The organism is Streptomyces sp. NBC_00390, from assembly GCF_036057275.1.
Taxonomy (GTDB): domain Bacteria; phylum Actinomycetota; class Actinomycetes; order Streptomycetales; family Streptomycetaceae; genus Streptomyces.
On record NZ_CP107945.1, the window covers coordinates 4,630,156 to 4,652,885 of the forward strand.

Here is a 22,730-nt window from a genome sequence, read left to right on the forward strand (position 1 = left end):
TGGTGATCACGTCTGCATGGTCCCGGACGCGGAAACGCGTCATCGCACCGGATGGATTTGGCCGTAGCATGTCAAGGTGCCCCCGCTTGTCTTGCGCTCTTGAGGGTTCCGTGGGCCAATGTTCAGCGCTGCTGACCCACCGTCAGACTCGATGTCCCCGCACTTTTCCGGCGGCGGTCGGCGACAACAGCTCGTGACCCCACACGAAGGCGGGACCCCCCATGAAGCACCGCACCCCCGGAATCGGCACCCTGCTCGGCGTCGGCGCCATGGCCGCGACCACCCTGGCCATGGCGCCCGCCGCCCACGCCGTGACCCCGGAGACGGCAACGTTGTCATTCGACTGCGGATCGTTCGGTTCCGGCACGGCGACCCTGAATGCCACCCAGGACGGCACGGCGGCGACGATCACCTTGTCGACGGACGCCGTCACCTCCCCCTTCCCGGTCCGCGCGAACTCCGTCAGGTCCACCCTCACCCTCGCCAAGAACGGCACCGACACGGCGACGTTCACCGGCAACTCCAACCCGGCGATCCCGGCCGGCGCCGCCGTCTCGACCGGGCCACTGAACGGCACGGTCGCCGCGGGCGACAGCCTGGAGGCGAAGTCCCTCACGGTCGTGGTCTTCGGCATCACCGTGAACTGCACGGCCACGTCCCCGCAGAACCCCGGGCCGTTCGTGTTCTAGCGGCGCGGCCCTCGCTACGAGGAAGACCGGCGTCACCGTGCCCGTACGAGGGGCGCGGTGACGCCGTGCCGCTCATTGCGGGACCGGGAGGACACCGAGCGCGAGGTCGACGACGCGCTGCTCACGGTCCACGAGGACTGCTCGGCGCTGCGCCGTTACATGGTCATCGGCGGTCTGCTGACCCGGACCAGAGACGGGAGCGGCTGCCGGCGGGCGGGCTGAGGCGGGCAGTCGAGCGGGTTCAGCCGCTGAGGGTGCGCAGGAGTGGGCGCAGGCACTCGGCCAGTTCGGCTGTGTGGGTCAGGTAGGGCACGTGCCGGCCCGGGAGTTCGCGGAACTCGGCATGCATCTGGGCGGCGAGCCACTGCGACACCTCGTACCCGTGGTGGTAGTGCGCCGCGGGGTCTCGGTTCTCGGCGCTGGACGTGACGATGCACGGGACCTGCACGCCGGCCAGCTCCTCGGACGAGGGCAGGTACTCGATGAAGGCCTCGAGCTCCATGCCGATGAACACCTCCGCGTTGGACCGCAGCCGTTCGCGGGTCTGCGGGTCGACGGCAGCCAGGCCCTCCTCGCCCCAGGCCCAGTCGAGGAGGCTTTCCATCGCACCCCGCATTCCGTCCTTCGCCATACCCTCCTCGAACCGGGCCGCCATCTGCCGGCCCACCGCATCGGCGTCGGCGCTGACCGAGATGAACGGCGGCTCGTGGATGATCGCTGCGCGCACCACATCGGGGTGGCGCAGTACGAGATCGGTGAGGACGACTCCCCCGCCACTGGCACCGAACACCACGGCCGGAGCAAGGCCGAGCCCGCGCAGCAACCCTGCGGCGTCATCGGCCTGCTCGTCGATGGAGGTCGAGATCCATTTCTCGGGACGCGGGCTGCGTGAGTTGCCCCTGCGGTCGTAGGACACCATCGTGAACTCGTCCGCGAGCGCCTCGGCCGTGCCGCTCCACAGTCCGGCGTCGCCTGCCACGCCGGGAATGCAGAGCACGGCAGGGCCGTGCCCACGCCGCTCGTAGTAGAGAGTGGTGCCGCCGACCTCGATGGTGCTCACAACGGCTGCCCTTCCCGGTCCAGCTCCGCCTGCACAACCATTCTGCCTCGCCCGCCGAGGCCGGGCGCCTGCCTCAGTACCGGCTGATCAGGCGTTTCGGCCCACGGGGTGTACGAGGGCGGACCAGGCTGTGGGGGAGCGGTGAGGGCCCATGAGGTCGGCGTCGGTCCACCGTTCGTGAGGCATCACTTCGTGGAAGAAGTTGCCTGCGAACTCATCCGGTTCACGGCCTTCCAGGCCGGGCCGATCGTGCGTGAAGCGGCCGGCGAGTGCCACCTGCGCGTGGCCGTCAGGGGGCGCTGACCCGGAGTCAGGCCGCAGGCTTTCGTCGGCGTACCTGGTGGAGGGGCTGACCTGGCCGCTGGACCGGCGCTCCCGGCGCACAATCGAAGTTCCGTTCGTGGAGCCGGAGTTATTGCACATGACCGTGGCATGTGCTGTACGGTGACGTCGTCACTACGCTCCGTTAAACGGGGCGGTCCCCGGCGGTGCGCCAACACCTTTCCGAGGACCTTCACCACGAGTGGAAAGCAGTCCACCGGGATGCTCAGGCATGCTATCGCGCCCTCTGCGCGCTTCGTTAAGGCTTCACACGACGTCGTACGCCATCGGCGGCTCAACAGCGACGCGAAGATTCTGATCCTGCTGGTGCAGGGCCTCCCCGAGAAGGACGTCGAGAAGGCGCTCAGCAAGCACGCCGAGGACCTCGGCTGGACGAACCGGCAGTACCAGAAGGCCAAGAAGCTGCTGGTCGAGCACGGGTACCTGCATGAATGGCAGTGGCAGGGCGACCGGGGCCGGTGGTGCACCGACCAGTTGATGTCGAACGTCACCCTCACGCGTGAGGAGGCGTCCGGCATCAGGAGTGGGGCCGAGCGCCCGCCGGCCCCACCCGAGACGAAAGCCGCCCCTCCGGAGGACGAGCCCCCGACCGACGAGCCTCCGGTTGTCGAGGGACCGGCGGTCGGTGGAGCGGGGCCCCGGGATGTCGGCGATGCTCCGGTAAAGAAGAACAGGGAGAAGAACACTCCCCACCCACCCACCGAAGCGCCACCCGCGCCACTCGTGCAGGGCGCGCCGGAAGTGGCCGTCGCCGAGCGGGTGTTGCTCTCGCTGCGGCACACGCACCGGGAGCTGCTGCTCGGCGTCCGTGAGGCGCGCGGCCTGGCGGAGGCGGCGGCGGAGTGGCTGCGCCGCGGCTTCTCGGTCGCCGAGCTGCGCCAGGCGCTGACGTCCGGGCTGCCCCCGGAGGGCGTGCGTTCGGCGGCCGGCTTCCTGCGCCACCGCCTGGTGCACAAACTCCCCGCCCCTGCCGCCCCCGAGGGCCCGCCGCCCGTAGCGGCGCCGGGTCTGATGACGTGCAAGGGGCCGGGCGAGGAGCACGTCTTCCGCCCGGTCGACGACGAGACGCACTGCGGCCGCTGCCGCACGTCCGCGGCGTCCGCAGCCGCCGAGGCCGCCGAGGAGCGGCCACGCTCCGGACGCGTGTCCTGGCGGACGCTCGTCGCGGAGGCGGTCGCCGATGTGTAGCGCGCCCTACGCTGCTGCCGTGGTCCGGCACGGGGTCCAGGAAGGGAGCGGCGGCATGGCGGCATGGAGCGACATCCTGGAGGAGGCGCGACAGAGCCTGGGCTTCGCCGGGCGGGTGGTGCCGCGCAACCTGGAGGGAATCCGCGCGGCTCTGCGGCCCGAACGACTCGGGGACCTCGACGACGAGCTGAGCTCTCTCTCCAAGGGGTCCGAGTTCGAGGTGTTCCTGGACCACTGGTGGACCCAGGCGATGTCGGACAGCGTCCCGGATGCGGACGACAAGGAGTCGGCGATCGAATTCGCCGACCTTGCGATCGCTCTGCGCGTCAGGACGGCCGGAGCCCCGGGGTACACACAGGCGCAGGTCGAGGAGATGCTCAGGGACGTCGCCTCATGAGGTTCACCATCGTCTGGGAGCCGGCGGCAGCCGACGGCCTCAGGCGGTTGAAGGCCCGTGACGGGGATGCGGTGAAGCCTCTGGTGCAGGCGGTCAACGCGCTCGCCCGTGATCCCGAGCCGCCCTCGAGCAGCAAGCTGGGCGGAACCGGCCTGCGGCGGTTACGGGTGGGCCCGTACCGCGTCACCTATGAGCTCGACGGTCCACGCGTGTCGATCAAGGTGCTGATGGTGGGCAGCACCCGGGCGTGACCGGCATCAGGTGCCGGGCCGGTACGCCCCGCCCAGCCCCCACGCCTGGTGCATCGCGTCCGCGAAGGCCCCCGCCAGTTTGTGCTCGCCCGTCGGGCCGGGGTGTGTGCCGTCGTAGGTGTCCGTGTGGATGTCGTACGACTCCGGGCGCGAAGCCAGCAGGATCGGGGACGCCGGGGTGTCCAGATCCGCGACCGCCTTGGCCAGCAGGACGTTGAAGCGGGCGCACTCGGCGGCGAAGGGGGCGTCGTACTCGGCGCGGATGTTCGGGATCACGGGGAGCAGTACCATCCGGACGTGCGGGTTCGCGGCGCGGGCCTCGGCGATGAACTCCCGCACATTATCGGCCGTTTGGTCGCTGTTCGTGTAGAAACCCAGGTCTATCAGGCCGAGGGAGACCAGCAGGATGTCCACCTCGTCGGCGGCGACCGCGTCCCGGATCGCCGGGGCCATGTGCAGCCAGCCCTCGCCCCAGCCGGACAGGTGGCGCCGGGCGGGCGCGGGGAAGGCCGGGTCGGCATAGGCGGTGGAGACCGGGGCGCCGGCGTCGGTGTCGTACAGCTCGGTGCGCGGGCCGACGATCTCATGGTCGCCGACGCTGCCGAGGTGCTGCCACATCCGGTAGCGCCAGCTGTAGTCGCCGGCGCGTCCGATGGTCATGGAATCGCCGACGAACAGAAATCGCATGGGCGCAATGATGGCCGATTCCGTGCCTGTGCTGCGATGTGAGGCTGGACACGGCCGGACTCCGCCGTACGGGACCTCACCTGAGGCAGGAGCGGCCGGGGCAGCGGCGGCGCCCGTGGCAAAGGCCGAGGTGGCAGGCTGGGGGGCATGCGTTCGTTTCCGTATGCCGCCGGTGCCGCCGTCCTGGTGCTCGCCGCCGCCGTCCCCGCCGCCGCCGACGACGACTCCGGGTTCACGATCAAGGACCCGCGGATCACCGAGTCCAGCGGGCTTGCCGCCAGCCGCGCACACCCCGGGGTGTACTGGACGCACAACGACCAGGACGAGCCGCGCATCTTCGCCGTCGACTCCAGGACCGGGGAGACCGTCGCGACGATCACTCTTCAGGGGGTCGGCGAACCGCGTGACATGGAGGCGATCTCCGTCGGGCGGGACGGCAACATCTACGTCGGGGACATCGGCGACAACCTCGACGGCAGCTGGGACCACGTGTGGATCTACCGCCTGCCGGAGCCGAAGCGGCTGCGGGACGCGACCGTGCGCGCCACGCAGTTCACCGTGCAGTACGCCGACGGGCCGCGCAACGCCGAGGCGATGATGGTGCACCCCGTCACCGGGCGGGTCTACATCGCCTCGAAGAACGAGGACGGCGGAGGGCTGTACGAAGGGCCCGCCACGCTCAGCGCGTCCGGCACCAATGTGTTCCGGCGGATCGGGGAGGTGCCGTGGGTGACCGACGGCGCCTTCTCCCCGGACGGCAAGGAGCTGGTGCTGCGCTCGTACTTCAGCGCCCGTGCCTACGTGTGGAAGGACGGCAGGCTCGCGGCCGACTCCTCGGTGCGCGCGCCGATCCAGGGGCAGTCGGAGTCGGTGACGTACACGCTTGACGGCACGGCGCTGATGTTCGGCACGGAGGGCGAGCAGAGCGACGTCCAGCGGGTCGAGGTGAAGAAGGACTCCGAGGCGTCCGGCTCCGGTTCCGGTGGCGGCGACCGCGCGAAGCCGGGCGGCGACGACGCGGCTGCGGGGGATGAAGGGGACCGGAGCACGGTCACCACCCTCGGGCTGCTGGTCCTCGGCGGCGCTGCGGCGATCGTGCTCGGGGTCAAGCGGCTGCTGCGCCGTCGGGCCTAGCTGTTTCGTCACACCTTCAACGCACGCCTTCTGGCGTGAAGTCCGGGCCCGGGGCTGAGGAACGTCCGGCGCCCGGGCCCCGCCGCGCGGCTCCGCTCGTCCCTACCGGTTGTCCTCACTGATCGTCCCTGCGGCCGTCCCTGCCGGCCTAGCGGTCCCTCGATGCCAGCTGCGCGAACTCCTGCGCGTCGTGCGACGAGAAGAAGCGGATCAGGCGGGGATGCGTGCGGCGCAGTTCGCGCAGGTGTTCCAGCCCGCTCAGCCGCAGCTCGTGGTCGTCCGCGACGAGACGCTGGTGGAGTGCCAGCGTGCGGGGGCAGCGGGGGCGCCGCAGATCCATCTCACCGTGGAAGAAGTAGGCGTCGCCCGCGTGCAGCAGCCAGCGGTCCGGCTCCTGGACGGCTACGGCGCTGTGTCCCCGGGTGTGGCCGGGCAGCGGCACCAGCAGGATGTCCGGTCCGCGCAGCACCCGCGACGCCGGGAACCCCAGCCAGGTGGCGTCGGCGGTGTCGTGGACGATCCAGTCCACGCCGTGCGCCCACTGGGCGGGCCGGTAGCGGTTCGCTTCGAGCCGGGTGTCACGGCGCATGGCCGAGCGGTATTCGTCGCCCGTGACATGCACCCTGGCCTGCGGGAAGTCGGCGAGGCCGCCTGCGTGGTCCAGGTCGAGATGGGTGATGACGATGTCGCTCACGTCGTACGGGTCGTACCCGAGCGCCCTGATCTGGTGGACCGCCGTTCGGGACAGATCGAGTTCGGGCCGCATCGTGTGGCGGAACATCGCCCCGAGCCGGCGCGGGTCCGCGATGTCGGCGGCGCCGAGGCCGGTGTCGACGAGGACGAGCCCGCTGTTGGTCGCCACCAGCAGGCAGTGGGTGACGAGCGGGGGAGCGCCGAGCGGACGCATGGGCGCGCAGTCGAGGTGGTGGATGACAACGGAAGAACGCCGCTGGGCATTCGGGATGGTACGCACAGACATCGTGCCTCCTGCTCACAGGGGGAGACCCGGCACAGAGCCGGGCTGGGAGAGGATGGCGGTCGTGCTGACGTGGATGCGCGCATCTCGCCTTGCCGACGCAGCAGTTGCGCCACTTACACCGTAAGTACAGGTCAGGAGCGAAGCACTTACGCTGTAAGTCGTCAACCGTTACCGCGCGTTGCCACCCGAAAGAGGAGCCGCCACCCATGGCCTCTGAGTCCAGGCACGAAGTCCCGGAAGATCGTGAGCCGTTGAGCCGCGCGCGCATCGTCGAAGCGGCGCTGGAGATCATCGACGAGGAGGGGGTCGACGGCCTGTCGATGCGGCGGATCGCGGCCCGCCTCGGGGTGCAGGCGATGTCGCTCTACAACCATGTGCAGAGCAAGGCGGACATCCTCGACGGGGTCACCGAGTACATCACCACCGAGATGCGGATGCCCCGCCGGATGACCGGAGACTGGGAGGACGGGGTCCGTTCCATCGCGTACGGCTTCCGGCAGGCCGCGCTGCGCCACCCGCGGGCCGGTGAACTCGTCCTGATGCGCCAGCTGTCGACCCCTACGGCGCTCGCCCCGGTGGACACGATGCTCGCGATGATGCTCGAGCACGGCTTCGGCGAGGCGGCGGCCGTGCATGCGCTGCGGCTGTTCGTCTCCTTCCAAGTGGGCTCGCTGCTACAGGAGTTCAGAGTGCCCCAGGCGTCGGCGGAGTGGGACAAGGAGGCGGCGGAGCAGGCCCGTGCCGCCTACTTCGCGGGTTCGGGCTTCCCGGCGGTGGCCAAGGTCGCGCCGATCCTCGCGGTGAACGATCACGAGGCGGAGTTCGCGTTCGGCGTCGAGCTGCTGATCGACGCGTTGCGACGGCTGGCCCCCGCCGCGGGTTAGTCTCCCGGGCCTGCGCGGCGCTCGGTCCCGCTGCCCCATTCGGCCGTCGCCCGTTGCGGGCCCGGCCGGGCAGGGGTCGTATCGGGGTGGATGCCCGCGCCGGCGAACGGAGAAGCATGCACATACCAGGACGCGCGGTGGGCAGTGGGCGGTGTGCCGCTGCCGCCGTCGCAGCGGTGATCTGCGCGGTGCCCCTCACCGGGCTCGCACCGGCCGGCGTACCCGTCGGCGGGCCGGCCCCCTCGGGTCCGGCGCCCCGTCTGGACTGGAGCGCCTGCCCCGCCGCGATCGGTTTCGACTGCGCGACCTCGAAGGTGCCACTGGACTACCGCGAGCCCGGGGGACGCACGATCGAGCTCGCCGTCATCAGACACCGGGCGACCGGGCCCGGGCACCGCATCGGCACGCTCTTCGTCAACCCGGGTGGCCCCGGCGGCGCCGGGACGAAGGCGCTGCCGCACTGGTACGACCTGTTCCCCCGCGAGCTGCGGCAGCGGTTCGACGTCGTCAGCTGGGATCCGCGCGGGGTGGGTGACAGCACCGCCGTGCGCTGTTTCGGCACCACGAAGGAGGCTCTTGCCTGGCAGGAACGGGTCCCGGTCGGCTTTCCGGTCGACGCACGCGAGAGGGCGACGGTCTTCAAGTCGTCCGCCGAGCTCGGCCGGCTCTGCGAGCGCCGTGACCCCGAGCTGCTGCGCCATGTGAACACCGCCGACACGGCCCGTGACCTGGACCGGCTCCGGCAGGCGGTCGGCGACCGGCAATTGAGCTATCTCGGGGTGTCCTACGGGACGTTCCTGGGCGCCACCTACGCCAACCTCTTCCCCGGCAACGTCCGTGCCATGGTCCTGGACGGCAACATCGACCCCGTGGGCTGGGTGAACGGCGGGTCGAAGCGCGAACCCCGCCTGACCACGTTCCAGCGAAATGACGCCGACCTGAGCGCCGCCGCGACCCTGGAGCAGTTTCTGGACCTGTGCGGGCGTGCCACCCGCGACCGCTGTGCGTTCTCCGCAGGAAGCCCGGACGCGACCCGTGACAAGTTCAACCGGCTTCTGCGGCGCCTTGAGCAGCGTCCGCAGGGCCCCTGGACCTACGCCGCGACCGTCAGCATTGTGCACGCAGGTCTCTACACCGTCCATCCGGGCTGGACCACCCTGGCCACCCAGCTGGAGACTCTGTGGCAGCGCCGCACCCCGCAGACACCTCCGCCTCCTCCGGGCCCCGTGCCGTATCCGGGATTCGAGCAGATCGACGCGGTGCGATGCGGCGAAAGCCCCAACCCCCCTGACACGAGGCGCTACACCGCCCTGGACGCGTTCAGCCGTGCCCGGGCCGGGGACATCGGACGCATCATGGCCTGGGCCACCTCGGCGTGCGCCACCTGGCCGGTGACAGCGGCCGACCCTTACACCGGCCCGTGGAACCACCCCACCGCCGGCCCTGTTCTCGTGGTCAACACGACCTTCGACCCGGCCACCCCCTACCAGGGGGCGCGGGCCATGACCCGCCTGCTGGCCGACGCCCGGCTGCTGACCGTCCAGGGCTACGGGCACGCCGTGCTGCTCAACCCGAGCCGCTGTGCGAGCGATTACGAGAACCGCTACTTGGTCGACGGTGTCCTTCCCCCGCCCGGAGCCACCTGCCGGCAGGACACGCCCCCGTTCTCCCGTGCCAAGCCAAGCGGCGGCATGGACACGGGCGGCGGTGCCCTGGACGGCCGGGAAGTCCTGACGGAATGACGCTCTACGAGGCCGGCGGCTCTCCGAGGCCGGCCGCTCGTCATGGGGTCTGTCGGGCAGCATGGGGCGATGAACCCGCAACAGCAGCTGCCTCGTGAGGTCAAGGCCATCGACACGGCCTCGCTGCTCAGGCTGGAGGAGCGGGCAGATGAGCTCGGCTTCAACCAGCGGTTGGACCCGGCGTGGGTGATGGCGAATGCGGCGCCCGACGGAACCCACTACCTGTGGCCGGCCCTGTGGAACAGCCTGTCCCACCGCCCGGACATCCCGCGTCAGCTGCGGTGCGAGCTGCTGCTCACGCTGCGCGCGGGCGAGCGCGTGACGAGCCTGCTGGACATGCTGCCCGACGATTTCACCCCGCTGCCGAGGGTGACCTCATGCGAAGAGGGGATGCAGTTCAGCCGGCTCCTTGACCGTGTTCCGTCGGTCGGGGAATGGCTGTTGCGGGAGGGCGAGGGCTCCTCGGGGCGACTGTGACAGGCGCCGCCGGATCGGCTTGGCGACGGTCCGCGACGCCGTCGAACGGCTCGGCCTCACGCTCGTCGGGATGAGCGGCATCCGGTGCCCTTCGACGGTGCCGACAGCCGGAGGCCGGATCACTCGTCCGGCCGGTCCGCCTCCGCGCCGCGCTCGCGGACCAGGACCTCGAGGCCCTCGACCAGCCGGGCGAGGCCGAAGCCGAAGTGGTCGAACTCCGGTGAGAACGCGTCCTCGGACAGCTCCGCCAGCATCGGGTACGAGCCGGTCTCCATCGCCCGGGTCAGGAACGGCTCCTGGCTCTTCCAGAACTCCGCGTCGCTCATGCCGGTCTGCTGCGCGGCCTCCGCCGTCTCCAGCTCCATCCGGGCGATGCCCGACACGAAGCTCTGCACGGAGATGATCACCGAGATCACCTCGGGGTCGCTCAGTCCCATGCCCTGCAGGGCGGCCAGCGCAGTCTCCAGACCGCGTACGGCGCTGGGTCCGAGGACCGTGCGGGCCTGGTTCACCTTGAGCAGCCAGGGGTGTGCCCGGTAGAGGTCGAGATGGGCGCGGGCCATGGCACGCACGGCGTCGCGCCAGTCGTCGCTGTCGGGGGCGTACGTGCGGTTGTCGAGGGGGATGCCCGCGACCCGGTCGAGCATCAGGTCGAGGAGTTCGGCCTTGCCGGGGACGTACCGGTACAGGGACATCGTGCCGGTGCCCAGCTCGGTGGACAGGCGGCGCATCGATACGGCGGCCAGCCCTTCGGCGTCGGCGATCTCGACGGCGGCCGTCACGATCCGGTCGAGCGTGAGGCCCGGCTTGGGGCCGCGGGAGGGGCGCTCGCTGGTGCCCCACAGGAGTTCGAGGCTGCGCGAGACGTCGCCGCTGCCGCTCGTTTCGGTCGTCGTCATGGGCTCACCCTAATCCCGTGGACAGAAACTGAGTACGGTGTACCCTCATGTGAGTACGCTGTACCCAATTAATGGTTCGACGGGTTCGGTGTCGACCGGTTCGATGTCTTGGAGGGGCTGTGGACGAATACGCCGTCATGGCGGAGGGGCTGGAGAAGCGGTACGGGGACAAGCGCGCCCTGGACGGCTTCGACCTCGCCGTACGCAGAGGGACGGTGCACGGACTGCTCGGGCCGAACGGCGCGGGCAAGACCACCGCGGTCCGCGTCCTCGCGACGCTGCTGCGGTTCGACGGCGGCCGGGCGCGGGTGGCGGGGGTCGACGTGGCCCGTGATCCGCGCCGGGTGCGGGCGCGGATCGGGCTCACCGGGCAGTACGCCGCGGTGGACGAGATCTTGACGGGACGTCAGAACCTGGAGATGTTCGGGCGGCTCTTCCACCTGGGCGGCAGGCGGGCGGCGCGCCGCGCGGTCGAACTGCTGGAGCAGTTCGACCTGGTGGAGGCCGCGGACAAGGGGGTCGGGAAGTACAGCGGCGGCATGCGGCGCCGGCTGGACCTGGCCGCCTCGATGATTCTCGCGCCGGACGTGCTGTTCCTGGACGAGCCCACGACCGGGCTCGACCCGCGCTCGCGCGGCGAGGTCTGGGACGGCGTACGTGCCCTGGTGGCTGGCGGCACCACCGTCCTGCTCACCACGCAGTACCTGGAGGAGGCGGACCGGCTCGCCTCCCGTATCACCGTCATCGACCAGGGCAGGGCCATTGCCGACGACACCCCGGACGGGCTGAAGAACCGGGTGGGCGGCGACCGGATCGAGGTGGTCGCGCGCGAGGCCGCCGACCTTCCGATGGTCGCCAAGACCCTTGCCCGGGTCGCCGACACCGAACCGGCCACGGACGAGACCGACCGGCGGGTGCACGCACCCGTGACAGACCGGGTCGCGGCACTGACCGAGGTGGCGCGCGCCCTCCAGGACGAGGGGATCGCGGTGGAGGACATCGGGCTGCGCAGGCCCAGCCTCGACGATGTGTTCCTGCGCCTGACCGGCCACGGCACCCAGGAGGGGACAGCAGCATGAGCACGGTGGATCTGACGCTCACGGACCGGCGGGGGCGGGCGTACTGGGCGGTGGCCGACTGCTGGAACGTGGTGCGCCGCGGGCTGACGTACTACCAGCGCCAGCCGGTCCTCATCGCCTGGCAGTTGGGCTTCCCGATCATCTCCGTGCTGCTGTACGGATACGTCTTCGGCGGCGCGATGAAGGCCCCCGACGGCGGCAGCGTCCGCGACTTCCTGATGCCGGGCATGTTCGCGATGACCATGGCGTTCGGCTTCATGAACACAGCGATCGCGGTGGTCACCGACGTCTCCAAGGGCGTCATCGACCGCTTCCGCTCCATGCCGATGGCGCCCTCCGCGGTGGTCACCGGGCGCGGCGTCAACGACCTGATCGTGGCCTGCGCCGAACTGACCATCCTGGCGGCGACGGCCTACGCGATGGGCTGGCGCTCCGACTCCGGAGTGCTCGCCGCGCTGGGCGCGTTCGGGCTGCTGCTGCTCCTGCGGTTCTGCCTGATCTGGGTGGGCATCCTGCTCGGCCTGCTCGTCCCCACCACGGAGGCGGCCGGCGGGCTGTACGCGGTGGCGTTCCCGCTCACGATGATCTCCAGCGTCTTCGTGCCGCCGTCGACGATGCCGGACTGGCTGGGCACGGTAGCCGCCTGGAACCCGATCTCCTCGACTGCGGCGGCGGCCCGCGAGCTGTTCGGCAACCCGGTGGCGAGCGACGGCAGCTGGATCCAGGAGCATGCGCTGCTGATGGCGGTGGTGTGGCCGCTGGTGATCACGGCGGTGTTCCTGCCGCTGGCGGTGCGCCGCTTCCAGCGGCTGAGCCGCTGAGGCATGAAGGCCGGGGGCCGGGGGCCGGTGGCCGGGGGGTCAGGTGGTCTTGCGCTCCCCGGCCTTCAGCAGCTCGGCCACGTCCAGTTTCACCTCGGCCCCGATCGAGTCGGGGAGGGTGACCTGCTGGCCGGGCGCGTAGACCTCGTGGCTGTCGTACTCGTTGGTGAGTGGGTTGGTCAGGACGTGGACCCGGGTGTGCTTGCGGTCGACGACCACGTAGACGGGGACCTTGGCCTGGGCGTAGGCGACGACCTTGTTCCGCAGGTCGTTCCGGTAGTTGCTGGACGTGACTTCGAGGACGAGCCGGAAGACTGCCGGGTCGTAGCAATTGAACTCGATCAGGTGCTCGTCGGCGTCGGCGTCGACGATTGCCAGGTCGGGGATGGCGTAGTCCTCGCCGTCCGGTAGCCACAGGCCGACGCCCTGGAGCACGTTCGTCTCGTCGCCGTGCAGCCCCGCGGACAGGAACGGAATCATCAGATTCGTCAGTACGACGGCGTGGTTGCTGTCTGGGGGTGGAGCCACGGTGATGACGCCTCCGATGATCTCGACGCGGTGACCAGGGAGCTGCTCCATGAGGCGGTCGGCCTCCTTGAGCAACTCTCGCGGCTCGCCGTCACAGGGGTGCTCGACTGCTGCGGCAGACATGCGGGCCTCCTGATGGCTGGTGTCGAGAGCATCATCGTAGGGCGCAAGGTCGCTCGACGTCCGGAAGGCGGATCGTCACACCATTGAGCGATCAAGGGCCCGGCGCGCTGACCTGTGGTCGCGTGCCGGGCCCCTCGAAGCAGGCTGCTGTCAGAGCTTGTCGATCACGTAGTCGATGCACGCCGTCAGCGCCTCGACGTCCGCCGGGTCGATCGCCGGGAACATCGCCACGCGCAGCTGGTTGCGGCCCAGCTTGCGGTACGGCTCGGTGTCGACGATGCCGTTGGCGCGCAGCGTCTTGGCGACGGCGGCCGCGTCGATCTCGTCGGCGAAGTCGATCGTGCCGATGACCTGCGAGCGCTTGGCCGGGTCGGACACGAACGGGGTCGCGTACTTGGACTCCTCGGCCCAGCCGTACAGGGTGCGCGAGGAGGTGGCGGTGCGGCCGACCGACCAGTCCAGGCCGCCCTGGCCGTTGATCCACTTCAGCTGCTCGTTGAGCAGGAAGAGCGTCGCCAGCGCCGGGGTGTTGTACGTCTGGTTCTTCAGCGAGTTGTCGATCGCCGTCGGCAGCGAGAAGAACTCGGGGACATGGCGGCCGGACGCGTGGATGCGGGCCGCGCGCTCCAGGGCGGCCGGCGAGAAGACGCCGATCCACAGGCCGCCGTCGGAGGCGAACGACTTCTGCGGGGCGAAGTAGTAGACGTCCGTCTCGGCGATGTCGACCGGCAGGCCGCCCGCGCCGGAGGTGGCGTCCACCAGGACCAGGGCGCCCTCGTCCGCGCCGGCGACCCGCTCGATCGGGGCGGCGACACCGGTCGAGGTCTCGTTGTGGGTGAAGCCGTAGACGTCGACGCCCGCCTCGGCCTGCGGCTCGGGGTGGGTGCCCGGGTCGGAGGAGATCACGGTCGGCTCGGCCAGCCAGGGCGCCAGCTTGGCCGCCTTGGCGAACTTGGAGGAGAACTCGCCGAAGGACAGGTGCTGCGACTTGTTCTCGATCAGGCCGTGCGTCGCGATGTCCCAGAAGGCGGTGGAGCCGCCGTTGCCCAGGATCACCTCGTAGCCCTCGGGGAGGGAGAAGAGGTCACGCACGCCGGCGCGTACCTCGCCGACCAGGTTCTTGACCGGGGCCTGGCGGTGGGACGTACCGAGGAGTGAGGTGCCGGTGGCGGCCAGGGCGTCCAGCGCCTCCGTACGCACCTTGGAGGGGCCCGCGCCGAAACGGCCGTCGGCGGGCTTGATGTCAGCGGGAATCTGGATCTCAGCCACGTTCGGGAGCGTAACGGGTCCGGCGGCCCGGCACATGTGCGGTCCGGCGGATGAGACGCGATCCACCCGGCTGATGCGCTGGTCAGGTGTCGTGGTTCAGGGCCGGCGGCTCTTCTGCGCGCGCAGATGCTCCACCAGCGCGATCAGCACGAACCTGCTGGAGGAGTGGTCCCGCGCGTCGAACTCCATCAGGGGTACGTCGTCCGGCACCGCGAGCACCTCACGGATGTGGTCCTGGGAGTGGAACGGACCGCCGAAGTCGTTGACGGCGACGATGAACGGCGTGCCGTGACGCTTGAGTCGGTCCACGGCGTACCAGGAGTCGGTGAGCGCACGGGTGTCGACGAGGACGACGGCTCCGGGCGTGCCGTCGAGCAGACGGTCGCACAGGAAGCGGAAGCGCTCGTGGCCGGGAGCGCCGAACAGATACAGGACGCTGTGCCCGCGGATCGTGATCCGGCCGAAGTCGAGACCGACCGTGGTCGCCGCCTTGTCGCGGACCCGGGGCGTGTCGCCGAGCGCCAGGCACCCGCCGCTGATCGCCTCCTCCGTGTGCAGCGTACGGATCTCGCTGACGGAGCGGACCATGGTGGTCTTTCCCGACCCGAAGCCGCCGACGACGGCGATCTTCAGGGCGCTGCCCAGGTTCCCGCCCGGTCCGTCGGTCTGTTCCGGGGCCGGGGCCTGTGCCGTGATCTGACGGCGGCAGCCGGGGCGGGGGTGCGCCGCGGGGATCGCCCGGGTGGCGCGGTTCATCGGTTCTCGTCGGTGCCGGTCATCGAGGGCCTTCCGGGGTGCGGTGGCGCAACTGGAGCCGCTGCTTCCTGATGAAGTGGCAGTAACTATAGGAGAGTTGCCGATCACGCAGCCATGTCTTGCGGTATTCCGGCGCCCGGTCCGGGGCGCAACGTGTGCAAGTGGCCCGGTTCCTGCCGGTGTGACGTCACGCACAGGGGCCATGCTGGAAGACATGGCCGATCATCACGGGAACACCGGCGACCTCGCGCGCGACCTGGCCCGCGCGGTGCGCGGAGGTGTCGACTTCGGCGTGACAGCCAGGGCCCTGACCACCATGGACGCCTCCAACTACCGGCGTGTCCCGGTCGGTGTCGTCGCGCCACGCGACGCCGACGACGTGGCCGCGGCGCTGGAGGTGTGCCGGGCGCACGGCGTACCCGTCGTGCCGCGCGGCGGCGGCACCTCGATCGCGGGGCAGGCCACCGGGACGGGCGTCGTCCTGGACTTCACCCGCCACATGAACGCGATCGTGGGCATCGACCCGGCCGCGCGCACCGCGGTCGTCCAGCCGGGTGTCGTCCTCGACAGACTCCAGGCCGCCGTCGCACGGGACGGGCTGGCGTTCGGACCCGACCCGTCGACGCACAGCCGCTGCACGCTGGGCGGCATGATCGGCAACAACGCCTGCGGCGCTCACTCGGTCGCCTGGGGCACGACCGCCGACAACGTCCGCTCACTCGCCGTGCGCACCTACGGCGGTGACCTGCTGCGTCTGGGCCGCGGATGGGACGGCAGCGGTGTGCCTGCCGCAGTGCGCGAACTCGTCGAGGGGCATCTCGCCCTGCTGCGCACCGGTTACCCGGCCGGCCTGCCCCGCCTCATCTCCGGATACGCACTCGGTGCCCTGCTCCCCGAGAACGGCGTCGACCTCGCCCGCGCCTTCTGCGGCAGCGAGGGCACTCTGGGCGTGGTGACCGAGGCGACGGTCGCCCTGGTGGACACCCCGGGTGCGCGGGCGCTCGCCGTGCTCGGCTATCCGGACGAGACCGCAGCCGCCGACGCGGCCGCCGGACTGCTCGCCCACCGCCCGCTGACCGTCGAGGGCATGGCGGACGACCTGGTCCCGGACGCGCACGTGCTGCCGCGCGGCCGGGCCTGGCTGTTCGTCGAGACCGGCGGCGACACGGCCGCCGAGGCACGGGCGCGGGCGACGGAGATCGTACGGGCGGCCGACGCGCTCGACGGGACCGTCGTCGACGACGCGGCCGGGATGCGCGCGCTGTGGCGCGTACGGGAGGACGCGGCCGGCACCGCCACACGCACGCCCATGGGCGGCGAGGCCTGGCCGGGCTGGGAGGACTGCGCCGTGCCGCCTGCCCGACTGGGTGCGTATCTGCGCGATTTCCGGGAGCTGCTGACCGGGCACGGGCTGCGCGGCACGCCCTACGGGCACTTCGGCGACGGCTGTATCCATGTCCGGATCGACTTCGACCTGCTGAGCCGGGAGGGCATCGGGCGGTTCCGCGCGTTCTCCGAGCAGGTGGCCGAGCTCGTCGTCGCGTACGGCGGCTCGCTGTCGGGCGAGCACGGCGACGGGCAGGCGCGCGCCGAGCTGCTGCCGAAGATGTACGGCGACGAACTGGTCACGCTGTTCGGCCGGTTCAAGGACCTGCTGGACCCGGCGGGCGGCATGAACCCGGGCATGCTGGTCCGCCCCGACCCGCTCGACGCCAACCTCCGCTTCGCCGTGCTGCCCGGTCGGCCGGTGGACGTCGTCTTCGGCTATCCCCACGACGGCGGCGACTTCGCCGGCGCGGTGCGGCGCTGTGTCGGGGTCGCCAAATGCCGTGCCCGGAGCGCCGCCGCGGGCGGCGGCGTGATGTGCCCGTCCTTCCGCGCCACGGGCGAGGAGGCCCATTCGACACGCGGCCGGGCGCGGCTGCTGCACGAGATGCTCGCGGGCGAGATCGTCACGGACGGCTGGCGCTCGACCGAGGTGCGGGACGCGTTGGACCTGTGCCTGGCGTGCAAGGGGTGCCGCAGCGACTGCCCGGTGGGGGTGGACATGGCCACGTACAAGGCGGAGTTCCTGCACCACCACTACGCGGGCCGGCGCCGCCCGGCCGCCCACTACGCGATGGGCCGCCTGCCGCAGTGGCTGCGGATGGCGGCGCCCTTCGCGGGGGCCGTCAACGCCCTGGCCGGCGTGCGCCCGCTGGCCGCTCTGGCCAAGCGCATCGGCGGCATCGCGCCGGAGCGGGACATCCCGCCCCTGGCGCCGGTCACGTTCCGGCGCTGGCTGCGGGAGCACATGGGGGAGCGCACGGAGGTCCTCGACGAGAGCCGTACGGCGGTGCTGTGGCCGGACACCTTCACCGACCACTTCTCCCCGCGGACGGGGCGGGCCGCGGTACGGGTCATGGAGGCGGCGGGCATCGGCATCGCCCTGCCGCCGGGCCGGGTGTGCTGCGGGCTGACGTACGTCTCGACGGGCCAGCTGGACCGGGCGCGTACGGTCATGCGCCGGGCGCTCGACACGATGGAGCCGCTGCTGGACCTGGGCGTGCCGGTGGTGGTGCTGGAGCCGAGCTGCGCGGCGGCCCTGAAGACGGACCTGCCGGAACTGCTGACGGGTGATCCGCGGGCGGGCCGGCTGGCGGGGTCCGTGCGGACCTTCGCCCAGGCGCTCGAGGAGTGCGCGCCCGAGTGGACCCCGCCGTACATCGGCCGCCGGGTGGCGGGCCAGACGCACTGCCACCAGCACGCGGTGCTGGGTGTCGCGGCGGAGCACCGGCTGAGGGAACAGGCTGGTCTGGAGGGCGAGTTGAGCGGTGGGTGCTGCGGACTCGCGGGCAACTTCGGGTTCGAGGCGGGCCATTACGAGGTGTCGGTGGCGTGCGCGGAGGACGAGCTGCTGCCCGCGGTGCGGGCGGCGCCCGCCGGTGCCGAGCTGCTGGCGGACGGTTTCTCGTGCCGCGTCCAGCTGGACCAGCTGGCGGGGCGGGGGGCGCGACACCTGGCGGAGGTGCTGGCGGAGGCACTGGAGGACGCACCGGAGGAGGGCCTTCGGTGAGGCGCCCCGGTGCACGAGGCACCGTGCCGACGTCCACGGCACCGTGACCAGCGGGGGCCGCAGCCGCCCGCCGGGCCATGGCGCGGTGCGTGAGTGCCCCTGCCGTTCGCGGGTGCGCGTAGCCGCCCCGCCCGGTCGCGGTACGCGTGACCGGCCGCCCGCCCCACCCCGTCGCTGCCCGCGGCCGGTTCGCCGCCTACGACCAGAGGACCATGCCTCGCGCACGTGGGTACGCCTGGAGTCGGAGAGAGTCGGCCCTGCCGACGGATTCGTCCCAACTGCCTTGAAGGAGAGGGTGGGAGCGTCCTGAACGCACCCAACAGAAGGCTCCTCTGTGCGAAGCCGGAACATAGCCCCCCTCCTGGCGGTGAGCGCGGTCGCGACCCTCGTGCCCGCGCTCGCCCCTGCCACGGCCTCTGCCGCCGAGAACCCCATGAAGCAGTACCTGCAGCAGAAGCCCGCGTGGCACCGCTGCGACACATCCACCCCCGCCCGTCTGCAGTGCGCCGACATCAAGGTGCCGCTCGACTACAGCCGTCCCGGCGGCAAGCAGATCCGCGTCGCGATATCGCGGATCAGAACGGCCACCTCTGCCGAGCGTCGCGGCGTACTCCTGATCAACCCCGGAGGCCCGGGCGGTCCAGGCATCGACATGCCGCTCCTGCTGGAGGCCGACCTGCCCAAGGCCGTGAAGAAGCAGTACGACCTCATCGGCTTCGATCCGCGGGGCGTCGGACAGAGCTCTCCCGTCAGCTGCGGTCTGAACAGTAAGGAAGAGATCTGGGAGCGCCCCTACAAGGCCGCGACCTTCGAGAAGGACGTGTCCTGGGCGCGTACTGTCGCGAAGAAGTGCCACGCCAAGGCAGGTGACAAGCTGCGGCACATCACCACGCGCAACACCGCCCGCGACATGGACGTGATCCGGAGCGTGCTGGGCGAGAAGAAGATTTCCTACCTCGGGTACTCCTACGGCACATACCTCGGCGCGGTCTACACGCAGATGTTCCCCCGGCGCGCCGACCGGTTCGTGCTGGACAGCGCCGTCGACCCGAAGCGGATCTGGCGAGGCATGATCCAGGTGTGGGCGGAGGGTGCCGAGCCCGCGTTCACGAGATGGACCGAGTGGACCGCCCGGCGCCACGCGCAGTACAAGCTGGGCAAGACCCCGGAGGCAGTCCGCAAGACCTTCTGGGACCTGGTAGCCCGAGCCGACCGCAAGCCCATCGAACTCGACGGCACTGCGATGACGGGCGACGACATCCGCGGCGGCCGCGCGATGTTCTTCAGTGTCAGCGCGGCAGCCGAGGCGATCGCCGAGCTGAAGAAGGCCGCCGCCGGTAAACCCTCGGGCCCCACCGGTAAGCCCAGGACGCCCGAGCGTCCCGCTCCGCCGTCATTCGGCCGTGCCGTTCCCCCGGACAACGGAACCGCGAGCTTCTGGTCCGTCGTGTGCGGCGACACACGGGCGTGGCCGCGCGACCCCGAGCAGTACCGCCGCGACGCGATCCAGGACAAGTCCAGGTACCCGCTGTACGGCGACTTCTCGTCGAACATCATGCCGTGTGCGTTCTGGAAGAACGGCAGTGAGCCCGCCACCACGGTGGACAACAAGGTGAAGGCGCTCATCCTGCAGAACGAGTGGGATCCCCAGACGCCGCTGACCACCGGCCTCGGTCTGCACAGCGCTCTGAAGGGCTCGCGGATGGTCACGGTGGCCGGGGGCGAGGGGCACGGCATCTACGGCTCCAAGTCCTGCGCCGACAAGACGGCGACCGCGTACCTGACCACGGGCAAGCTCCCGGCGAAGGACGTGACCTGCCGTGCCACCAGCGCGGCCCGTCAGGAGGCCCGCAGGCTTCCGCTTCCCGCCCCTCCGGGGATCCCGGGTATGCGCTGACGCTTCTGGCCCGGCTCAGGGCCGGGGATCGACGTGGGGCCTTCTCTGCCGAGGGAAGGCCGCCACGTCGGGGCCATGGCGCGTCCGAGCACTCGACTGATGGAGTATCAGGTCCCGTCATGTCCCGGGCGGGCAGGGCCGGTGAGTCAGCCGATGCCGTAGAGGCGTTCGAGGACCTCGGCGACGCCGTCCTCCTCGTTGGTCGCTGTGCGCAGCGGAGCGGACGCCAGCACGTGCGGGTGGGCGTTGCCCATCGCGTAGCCGGCTCCCGCCCAGCGCAGGATCGTCAGGTCGTTGGGCATGTCACCGAAGGCGACGACGTCCTCGGGGCCGAAGCCGCGCTCCGCGCACAGCGCCGAGAGCGTGCCGGCCTTGGTGACGCCCGGCGCACTGATCTCCAGCAGGCCGCGACCGCCGGAGTGCGTGAACTGCGCGGCGCCGCCCGCGGAGTTCTCCGCGATCGTCAGGAGCATGTCCGCGTCGAACTGCGCCGAGCAGGCGAGCAGTTGCACGATGGGTGCGTCCACCAGCCACAGGTCGGCGAGTGACGACACCGCGAACTCGGCCTCGGGGACGCCGAACCGCAGCCCGTACGCGGGCTCGTACAGGACCCGGTGGCCCGTCTCCACGGCGAAGCCCAGCCCCGGGGCGGCAGCGGACAGTGCGGTGGCCACATCGCGGGCGACGGGCAGGGCGAGGGCGCGGGACGCGGTGACGGTGCGCGAGGCGAGGTCGTACACCAGCGCACCGTTGCTGCACACGGCAGTTCCGACGAGGCCGGTCGTGGCGATGGTGATCAGGTCGACGAACCGGGGCGGCCTGGCGGTCACGAAGACGACGTCCGCCCCGGCGTCGGTGGCGGTCCGCAGGGCACGCAGGCTCCGCTCCGAAAGGGTGCCGTCCCTGCGCAGGAGGGTGCCGTCCAGATCGGTGGCGATGAGCCGGGGCTGCGTCATCGGCAAAGGCTACCGAGGCGTTCCGGCCGGGGAAGCGTTCCGGCCGGTGCGCGTCCGCCTCGGCTCCGGCCATGAACGGGTGCCAGTCGTATGCCGCGTTCACCTGACTCACGGAAAGGGAGGCCATCACCGAACGCCGAGGTCGCTGCCGGGCCGGCGATGCGCTCCGGGTAATGTCCGCTTGTTCGAGCCCCGGGCGGGGCTGCGTAGGGGAGGGGCGCCATGAGTGGTACGGAATCGATCGACAGCACATGGTGGTTGAGCGCCGAGGAGGGCGGGGCTCTCGCGGGCCGCTGGTGGAAGTGGGCTCTCTCGGCCCCGGACAGCGTGAGCCCGGTCCGGGACGCCACGGGCGAGCACGCCGCCTGGAATCAGCCGGACGACCTCTGGTTCCTCGCAGGCACCTACGGCGGCCGCGTGGAGCGACGCTGCGCGATTCCCTCGGACCGGCCGGTCTTCTTCCCCGTCCTCAACATGCAGCACACCAGGGAGCACTCGAAGGTCCCCCTGTCCCTGGCGGTGGCGCAGGCGACGGCATCGCTCAACGGCGTTCCGCTGACGCTCCAGGAGTTCTCGGCTCCCTTCCGGACCGGGTTCACCCGCCGATACGCCTGGGGAATCTGGGGCGGTATCACGCCGCTCAGCCCGGGTGAGTACGTGCTGGAGATCAAAGGGGAGAGCATGGGCGGCTTCTGGGTCGACACGACGTATCACCTGGAGGCGAAAGGGCCCTGACTCCGGTCGCATCCGGCGCACGCCCTCGCGTGGGGCGAATGTTCGCCGACCACGAGGTGGTGCCTGCGGGCCGGACGTCGTCGCATGAGGACCGCTTCTGCTGTTGTGGCCGGTCCGCACCGCCTGTTGCAGACCGGCCCCGGCCCCGAGGTGCTGTCCCGGCGCCGGCGGTTCAGCCCCGGCCGCCGCTGAGCTCGCGGGCCAGGTCCGTCAGTGCGCGCAGGGCAGGGTGGGGCATGGCGGCGCGCCAGTCGGTCGGCCACCCGAGTATCCATCCCTTCTCATCCCCCAGAAACCGCCACCCCCACGGCTGAGTTCACCCAGCGCCTCACGTCCACCCGCCGCGGCGCCCGCCTGGCCTGGCACCTGGCGCCTTGCACCGACTCGACGCCTGGGGCATCCCGTACGGCAGCGACGTCTCCGGCGCAGCGGCGCAGATCGTCGCCGAGCTGGCCGCGAACGCCGCGACGCACGGCTGCGTCCCGGGCCGCGACTTCGAACTCCGCCTGCTGCTGACGGAAGCAACCCTCCGCATCGAGGTCTCCAACGCCCGGAATGAACGCGAGCCGGAGGCGGGGGAGCGACGGAGTCGGAGTACTGCTTGGCAAACGCGGGGGTAATCCTGGTCCATGCCGGCAGGTTATCCGGAGGCTCGCTGAGCGAGTTGCTCGCTCAACGGAAGCACGCAGCCGCATCCCCCAGCGGGCCCCCACCAGCAAATTCACGATCTATACCTGGAGTACTAGCCCGGGGTTTGTTGCGGTGTCCTGACCGGGCAGCTC

At 71.0% G+C, this 22,730-nt stretch carries 21 protein-coding genes and 2 pseudogenes; 15 read left to right on the plus strand and 8 right to left on the minus strand.

Annotation, left to right across the window (positions count from 1 at the left end):
* Positions 1–221 precede the first annotated feature (221 nt).
* Together OHS70_RS20335 and OHS70_RS20340 are read left to right on the plus strand one after the other, a co-directional pair.
* A complete protein-coding gene (locus OHS70_RS20335; protein ID WP_328399217.1) occupies positions 222–689 on the plus strand; it encodes a hypothetical protein in 468 nt (155 codons plus the stop codon).
* A 78-nt stretch (positions 690–767) separates the two neighbouring features.
* Positions 768–911: pseudogene (locus OHS70_RS20340) on the plus strand (DUF2087 domain-containing protein); the annotation flags it as partial.
* A 19-nt stretch (positions 912–930) separates the two neighbouring features.
* On the opposite strand, the gene OHS70_RS20345 reads toward OHS70_RS20340, so the two are convergent.
* Positions 931–1,749, minus strand: a complete 819-nt coding sequence (locus OHS70_RS20345) for an alpha/beta fold hydrolase (protein ID WP_328399218.1) — start codon at positions 1,747–1,749, stop codon at positions 931–933.
* Between the two features lie 543 nt (positions 1,750–2,292).
* Between OHS70_RS20345 and OHS70_RS20350 the strand changes: the two genes are divergently transcribed.
* Genes OHS70_RS20350 through OHS70_RS20360 form a run of 3 tightly spaced genes read left to right on the plus strand, consistent with a single transcriptional unit; the run spans position 2,293 to position 3,927 of the window.
* On the plus strand, positions 2,293–3,279 hold the full coding sequence (locus OHS70_RS20350; protein WP_328399219.1) for a hypothetical protein: 987 nt from the start codon (positions 2,293–2,295) through the stop codon (positions 3,277–3,279).
* A gap of 55 nt (positions 3,280–3,334) precedes the next feature.
* Positions 3,335–3,676, plus strand: a complete 342-nt coding sequence (locus tag OHS70_RS20355; protein ID WP_328399220.1) for a hypothetical protein — start codon at positions 3,335–3,337, stop codon at positions 3,674–3,676.
* Positions 3,673–3,927 carry a type II toxin-antitoxin system RelE family toxin gene (locus tag OHS70_RS20360; RefSeq protein ID WP_328399221.1) on the plus strand — a complete coding sequence of 85 codons (255 nt, stop codon included), beginning with the start codon at positions 3,673–3,675 and terminating at the stop codon, positions 3,925–3,927. Before OHS70_RS20355 ends, OHS70_RS20360 begins: the two co-directional genes overlap by 4 nt.
* 6 nt (positions 3,928–3,933) lie before the next feature.
* Here OHS70_RS20360 and OHS70_RS20365 read toward each other — a convergent pair whose 3' ends face one another.
* The gene (locus tag OHS70_RS20365) at positions 3,934–4,614 is read right to left on the minus strand and encodes a GDSL-type esterase/lipase family protein (protein ID WP_328399222.1); all 681 of its coding nucleotides are present in this window, start codon (positions 4,612–4,614) and stop codon (positions 3,934–3,936) included.
* Positions 4,615–4,761: 147 nt separating this feature from the next.
* On the opposite strand from OHS70_RS20365, the gene OHS70_RS20370 reads away from it, so the two are divergent.
* Complete coding sequence (locus OHS70_RS20370) at positions 4,762–5,748, plus strand: WD40 repeat domain-containing protein (protein WP_328399223.1); 987 nt, start codon at positions 4,762–4,764, stop codon at positions 5,746–5,748.
* Positions 5,749–5,896: 148 nt separating this feature from the next.
* On the opposite strand, the gene OHS70_RS20375 is transcribed toward OHS70_RS20370, so the two are convergent.
* The gene (locus OHS70_RS20375) at positions 5,897–6,727 is read right to left on the minus strand and encodes an MBL fold metallo-hydrolase (RefSeq protein WP_328399224.1); all 831 of its coding nucleotides are present in this window, start codon (positions 6,725–6,727) and stop codon (positions 5,897–5,899) included.
* A 206-nt stretch (positions 6,728–6,933) separates the two neighbouring features.
* Between OHS70_RS20375 and OHS70_RS20380 the strand changes: the two genes are divergently transcribed.
* From OHS70_RS20380 to OHS70_RS20390, 3 genes are all read left to right on the plus strand, one after another.
* Positions 6,934–7,611 (plus strand): TetR/AcrR family transcriptional regulator C-terminal domain-containing protein, encoded by a 678-nt coding sequence (locus OHS70_RS20380; protein ID WP_328399225.1) that lies wholly within the window; start codon positions 6,934–6,936, stop codon positions 7,609–7,611.
* Positions 7,612–7,727: 116 nt separating this feature from the next.
* Complete coding sequence (locus OHS70_RS20385) at positions 7,728–9,353, plus strand: alpha/beta hydrolase (RefSeq protein ID WP_328399226.1); 1,626 nt, start codon at positions 7,728–7,730, stop codon at positions 9,351–9,353.
* A gap of 69 nt (positions 9,354–9,422) precedes the next feature.
* Positions 9,423–9,830 carry a hypothetical protein gene (locus OHS70_RS20390; protein ID WP_328399227.1) on the plus strand — a complete coding sequence of 136 codons (408 nt, stop codon included), beginning with the start codon at positions 9,423–9,425 and terminating at the stop codon, positions 9,828–9,830.
* A 119-nt stretch (positions 9,831–9,949) separates the two neighbouring features.
* On the opposite strand, the gene OHS70_RS20395 is transcribed toward OHS70_RS20390, so the two are convergent.
* On the minus strand, positions 9,950–10,729 hold the full coding sequence (locus OHS70_RS20395) for a TetR/AcrR family transcriptional regulator (RefSeq protein ID WP_328399228.1): 780 nt from the start codon (positions 10,727–10,729) through the stop codon (positions 9,950–9,952).
* 71 nt (positions 10,730–10,800) lie between these two features.
* Between OHS70_RS20395 and OHS70_RS20400 the strand changes: the two genes are divergently transcribed.
* Both OHS70_RS20400 and OHS70_RS20405 read left to right on the plus strand, forming a co-directional pair.
* Entirely contained in the window at positions 10,801–11,808 is a 1,008-nt protein-coding gene (locus tag OHS70_RS20400; protein WP_328399229.1) for an ATP-binding cassette domain-containing protein, read from the plus strand.
* Positions 11,805–12,629, plus strand: a complete 825-nt coding sequence (locus OHS70_RS20405) for an ABC transporter permease (protein WP_328399230.1) — start codon at positions 11,805–11,807, stop codon at positions 12,627–12,629. The genes OHS70_RS20400 and OHS70_RS20405 overlap by 4 nt, the downstream gene beginning before the upstream one ends.
* Before the next feature lie 39 nt (positions 12,630–12,668).
* On the opposite strand, the gene OHS70_RS20410 is transcribed toward OHS70_RS20405, so the two are convergent.
* From OHS70_RS20410 to OHS70_RS20420, 3 genes are all read right to left on the minus strand, one after another.
* Positions 12,669–13,280 carry a Uma2 family endonuclease gene (locus OHS70_RS20410; RefSeq protein ID WP_328399231.1) on the minus strand — a complete coding sequence of 204 codons (612 nt, stop codon included), beginning with the start codon at positions 13,278–13,280 and terminating at the stop codon, positions 12,669–12,671.
* Positions 13,281–13,430: 150 nt separating this feature from the next.
* Positions 13,431–14,549, minus strand: a complete 1,119-nt coding sequence (gene serC, locus OHS70_RS20415) for a phosphoserine transaminase (protein WP_328399232.1) — start codon at positions 14,547–14,549, stop codon at positions 13,431–13,433.
* A 96-nt stretch (positions 14,550–14,645) separates the two neighbouring features.
* Complete coding sequence (locus tag OHS70_RS20420) at positions 14,646–15,305, minus strand: GTP-binding protein (RefSeq protein ID WP_328399233.1); 660 nt, start codon at positions 15,303–15,305, stop codon at positions 14,646–14,648.
* A gap of 214 nt (positions 15,306–15,519) precedes the next feature.
* On the opposite strand from OHS70_RS20420, the gene OHS70_RS20425 reads away from it, so the two are divergent.
* Together OHS70_RS20425 and OHS70_RS20430 are read left to right on the plus strand one after the other, a co-directional pair.
* The gene (locus tag OHS70_RS20425; RefSeq protein ID WP_328399234.1) at positions 15,520–18,360 is read left to right on the plus strand and encodes an FAD-binding and (Fe-S)-binding domain-containing protein; all 2,841 of its coding nucleotides are present in this window, start codon (positions 15,520–15,522) and stop codon (positions 18,358–18,360) included.
* 334 nt (positions 18,361–18,694) lie between these two features.
* Positions 18,695–20,257, plus strand: coding sequence for an alpha/beta hydrolase (locus OHS70_RS20430; protein WP_328399235.1), 1,563 nt, complete (start codon positions 18,695–18,697; stop codon positions 20,255–20,257).
* Between the two features lie 146 nt (positions 20,258–20,403).
* On the opposite strand, the gene OHS70_RS20435 is transcribed toward OHS70_RS20430, so the two are convergent.
* The gene (locus tag OHS70_RS20435) at positions 20,404–21,213 is read right to left on the minus strand and encodes an HAD family hydrolase (RefSeq protein ID WP_328399236.1); all 810 of its coding nucleotides are present in this window, start codon (positions 21,211–21,213) and stop codon (positions 20,404–20,406) included.
* Between the two features lie 222 nt (positions 21,214–21,435).
* Here OHS70_RS20435 and OHS70_RS20440 point away from each other — a divergent pair, with 222 nt between their 5' ends.
* Positions 21,436–21,948, plus strand: coding sequence for a hypothetical protein (locus OHS70_RS20440; RefSeq protein WP_328399237.1), 513 nt, complete (start codon positions 21,436–21,438; stop codon positions 21,946–21,948).
* Between the two features lie 273 nt (positions 21,949–22,221).
* Positions 22,222–22,526 (plus strand): annotated as a pseudogene (locus OHS70_RS20445) (ATP-binding protein); the annotation flags it as partial.
* Between the last annotated feature and the right edge of the window lie 204 nt (positions 22,527–22,730).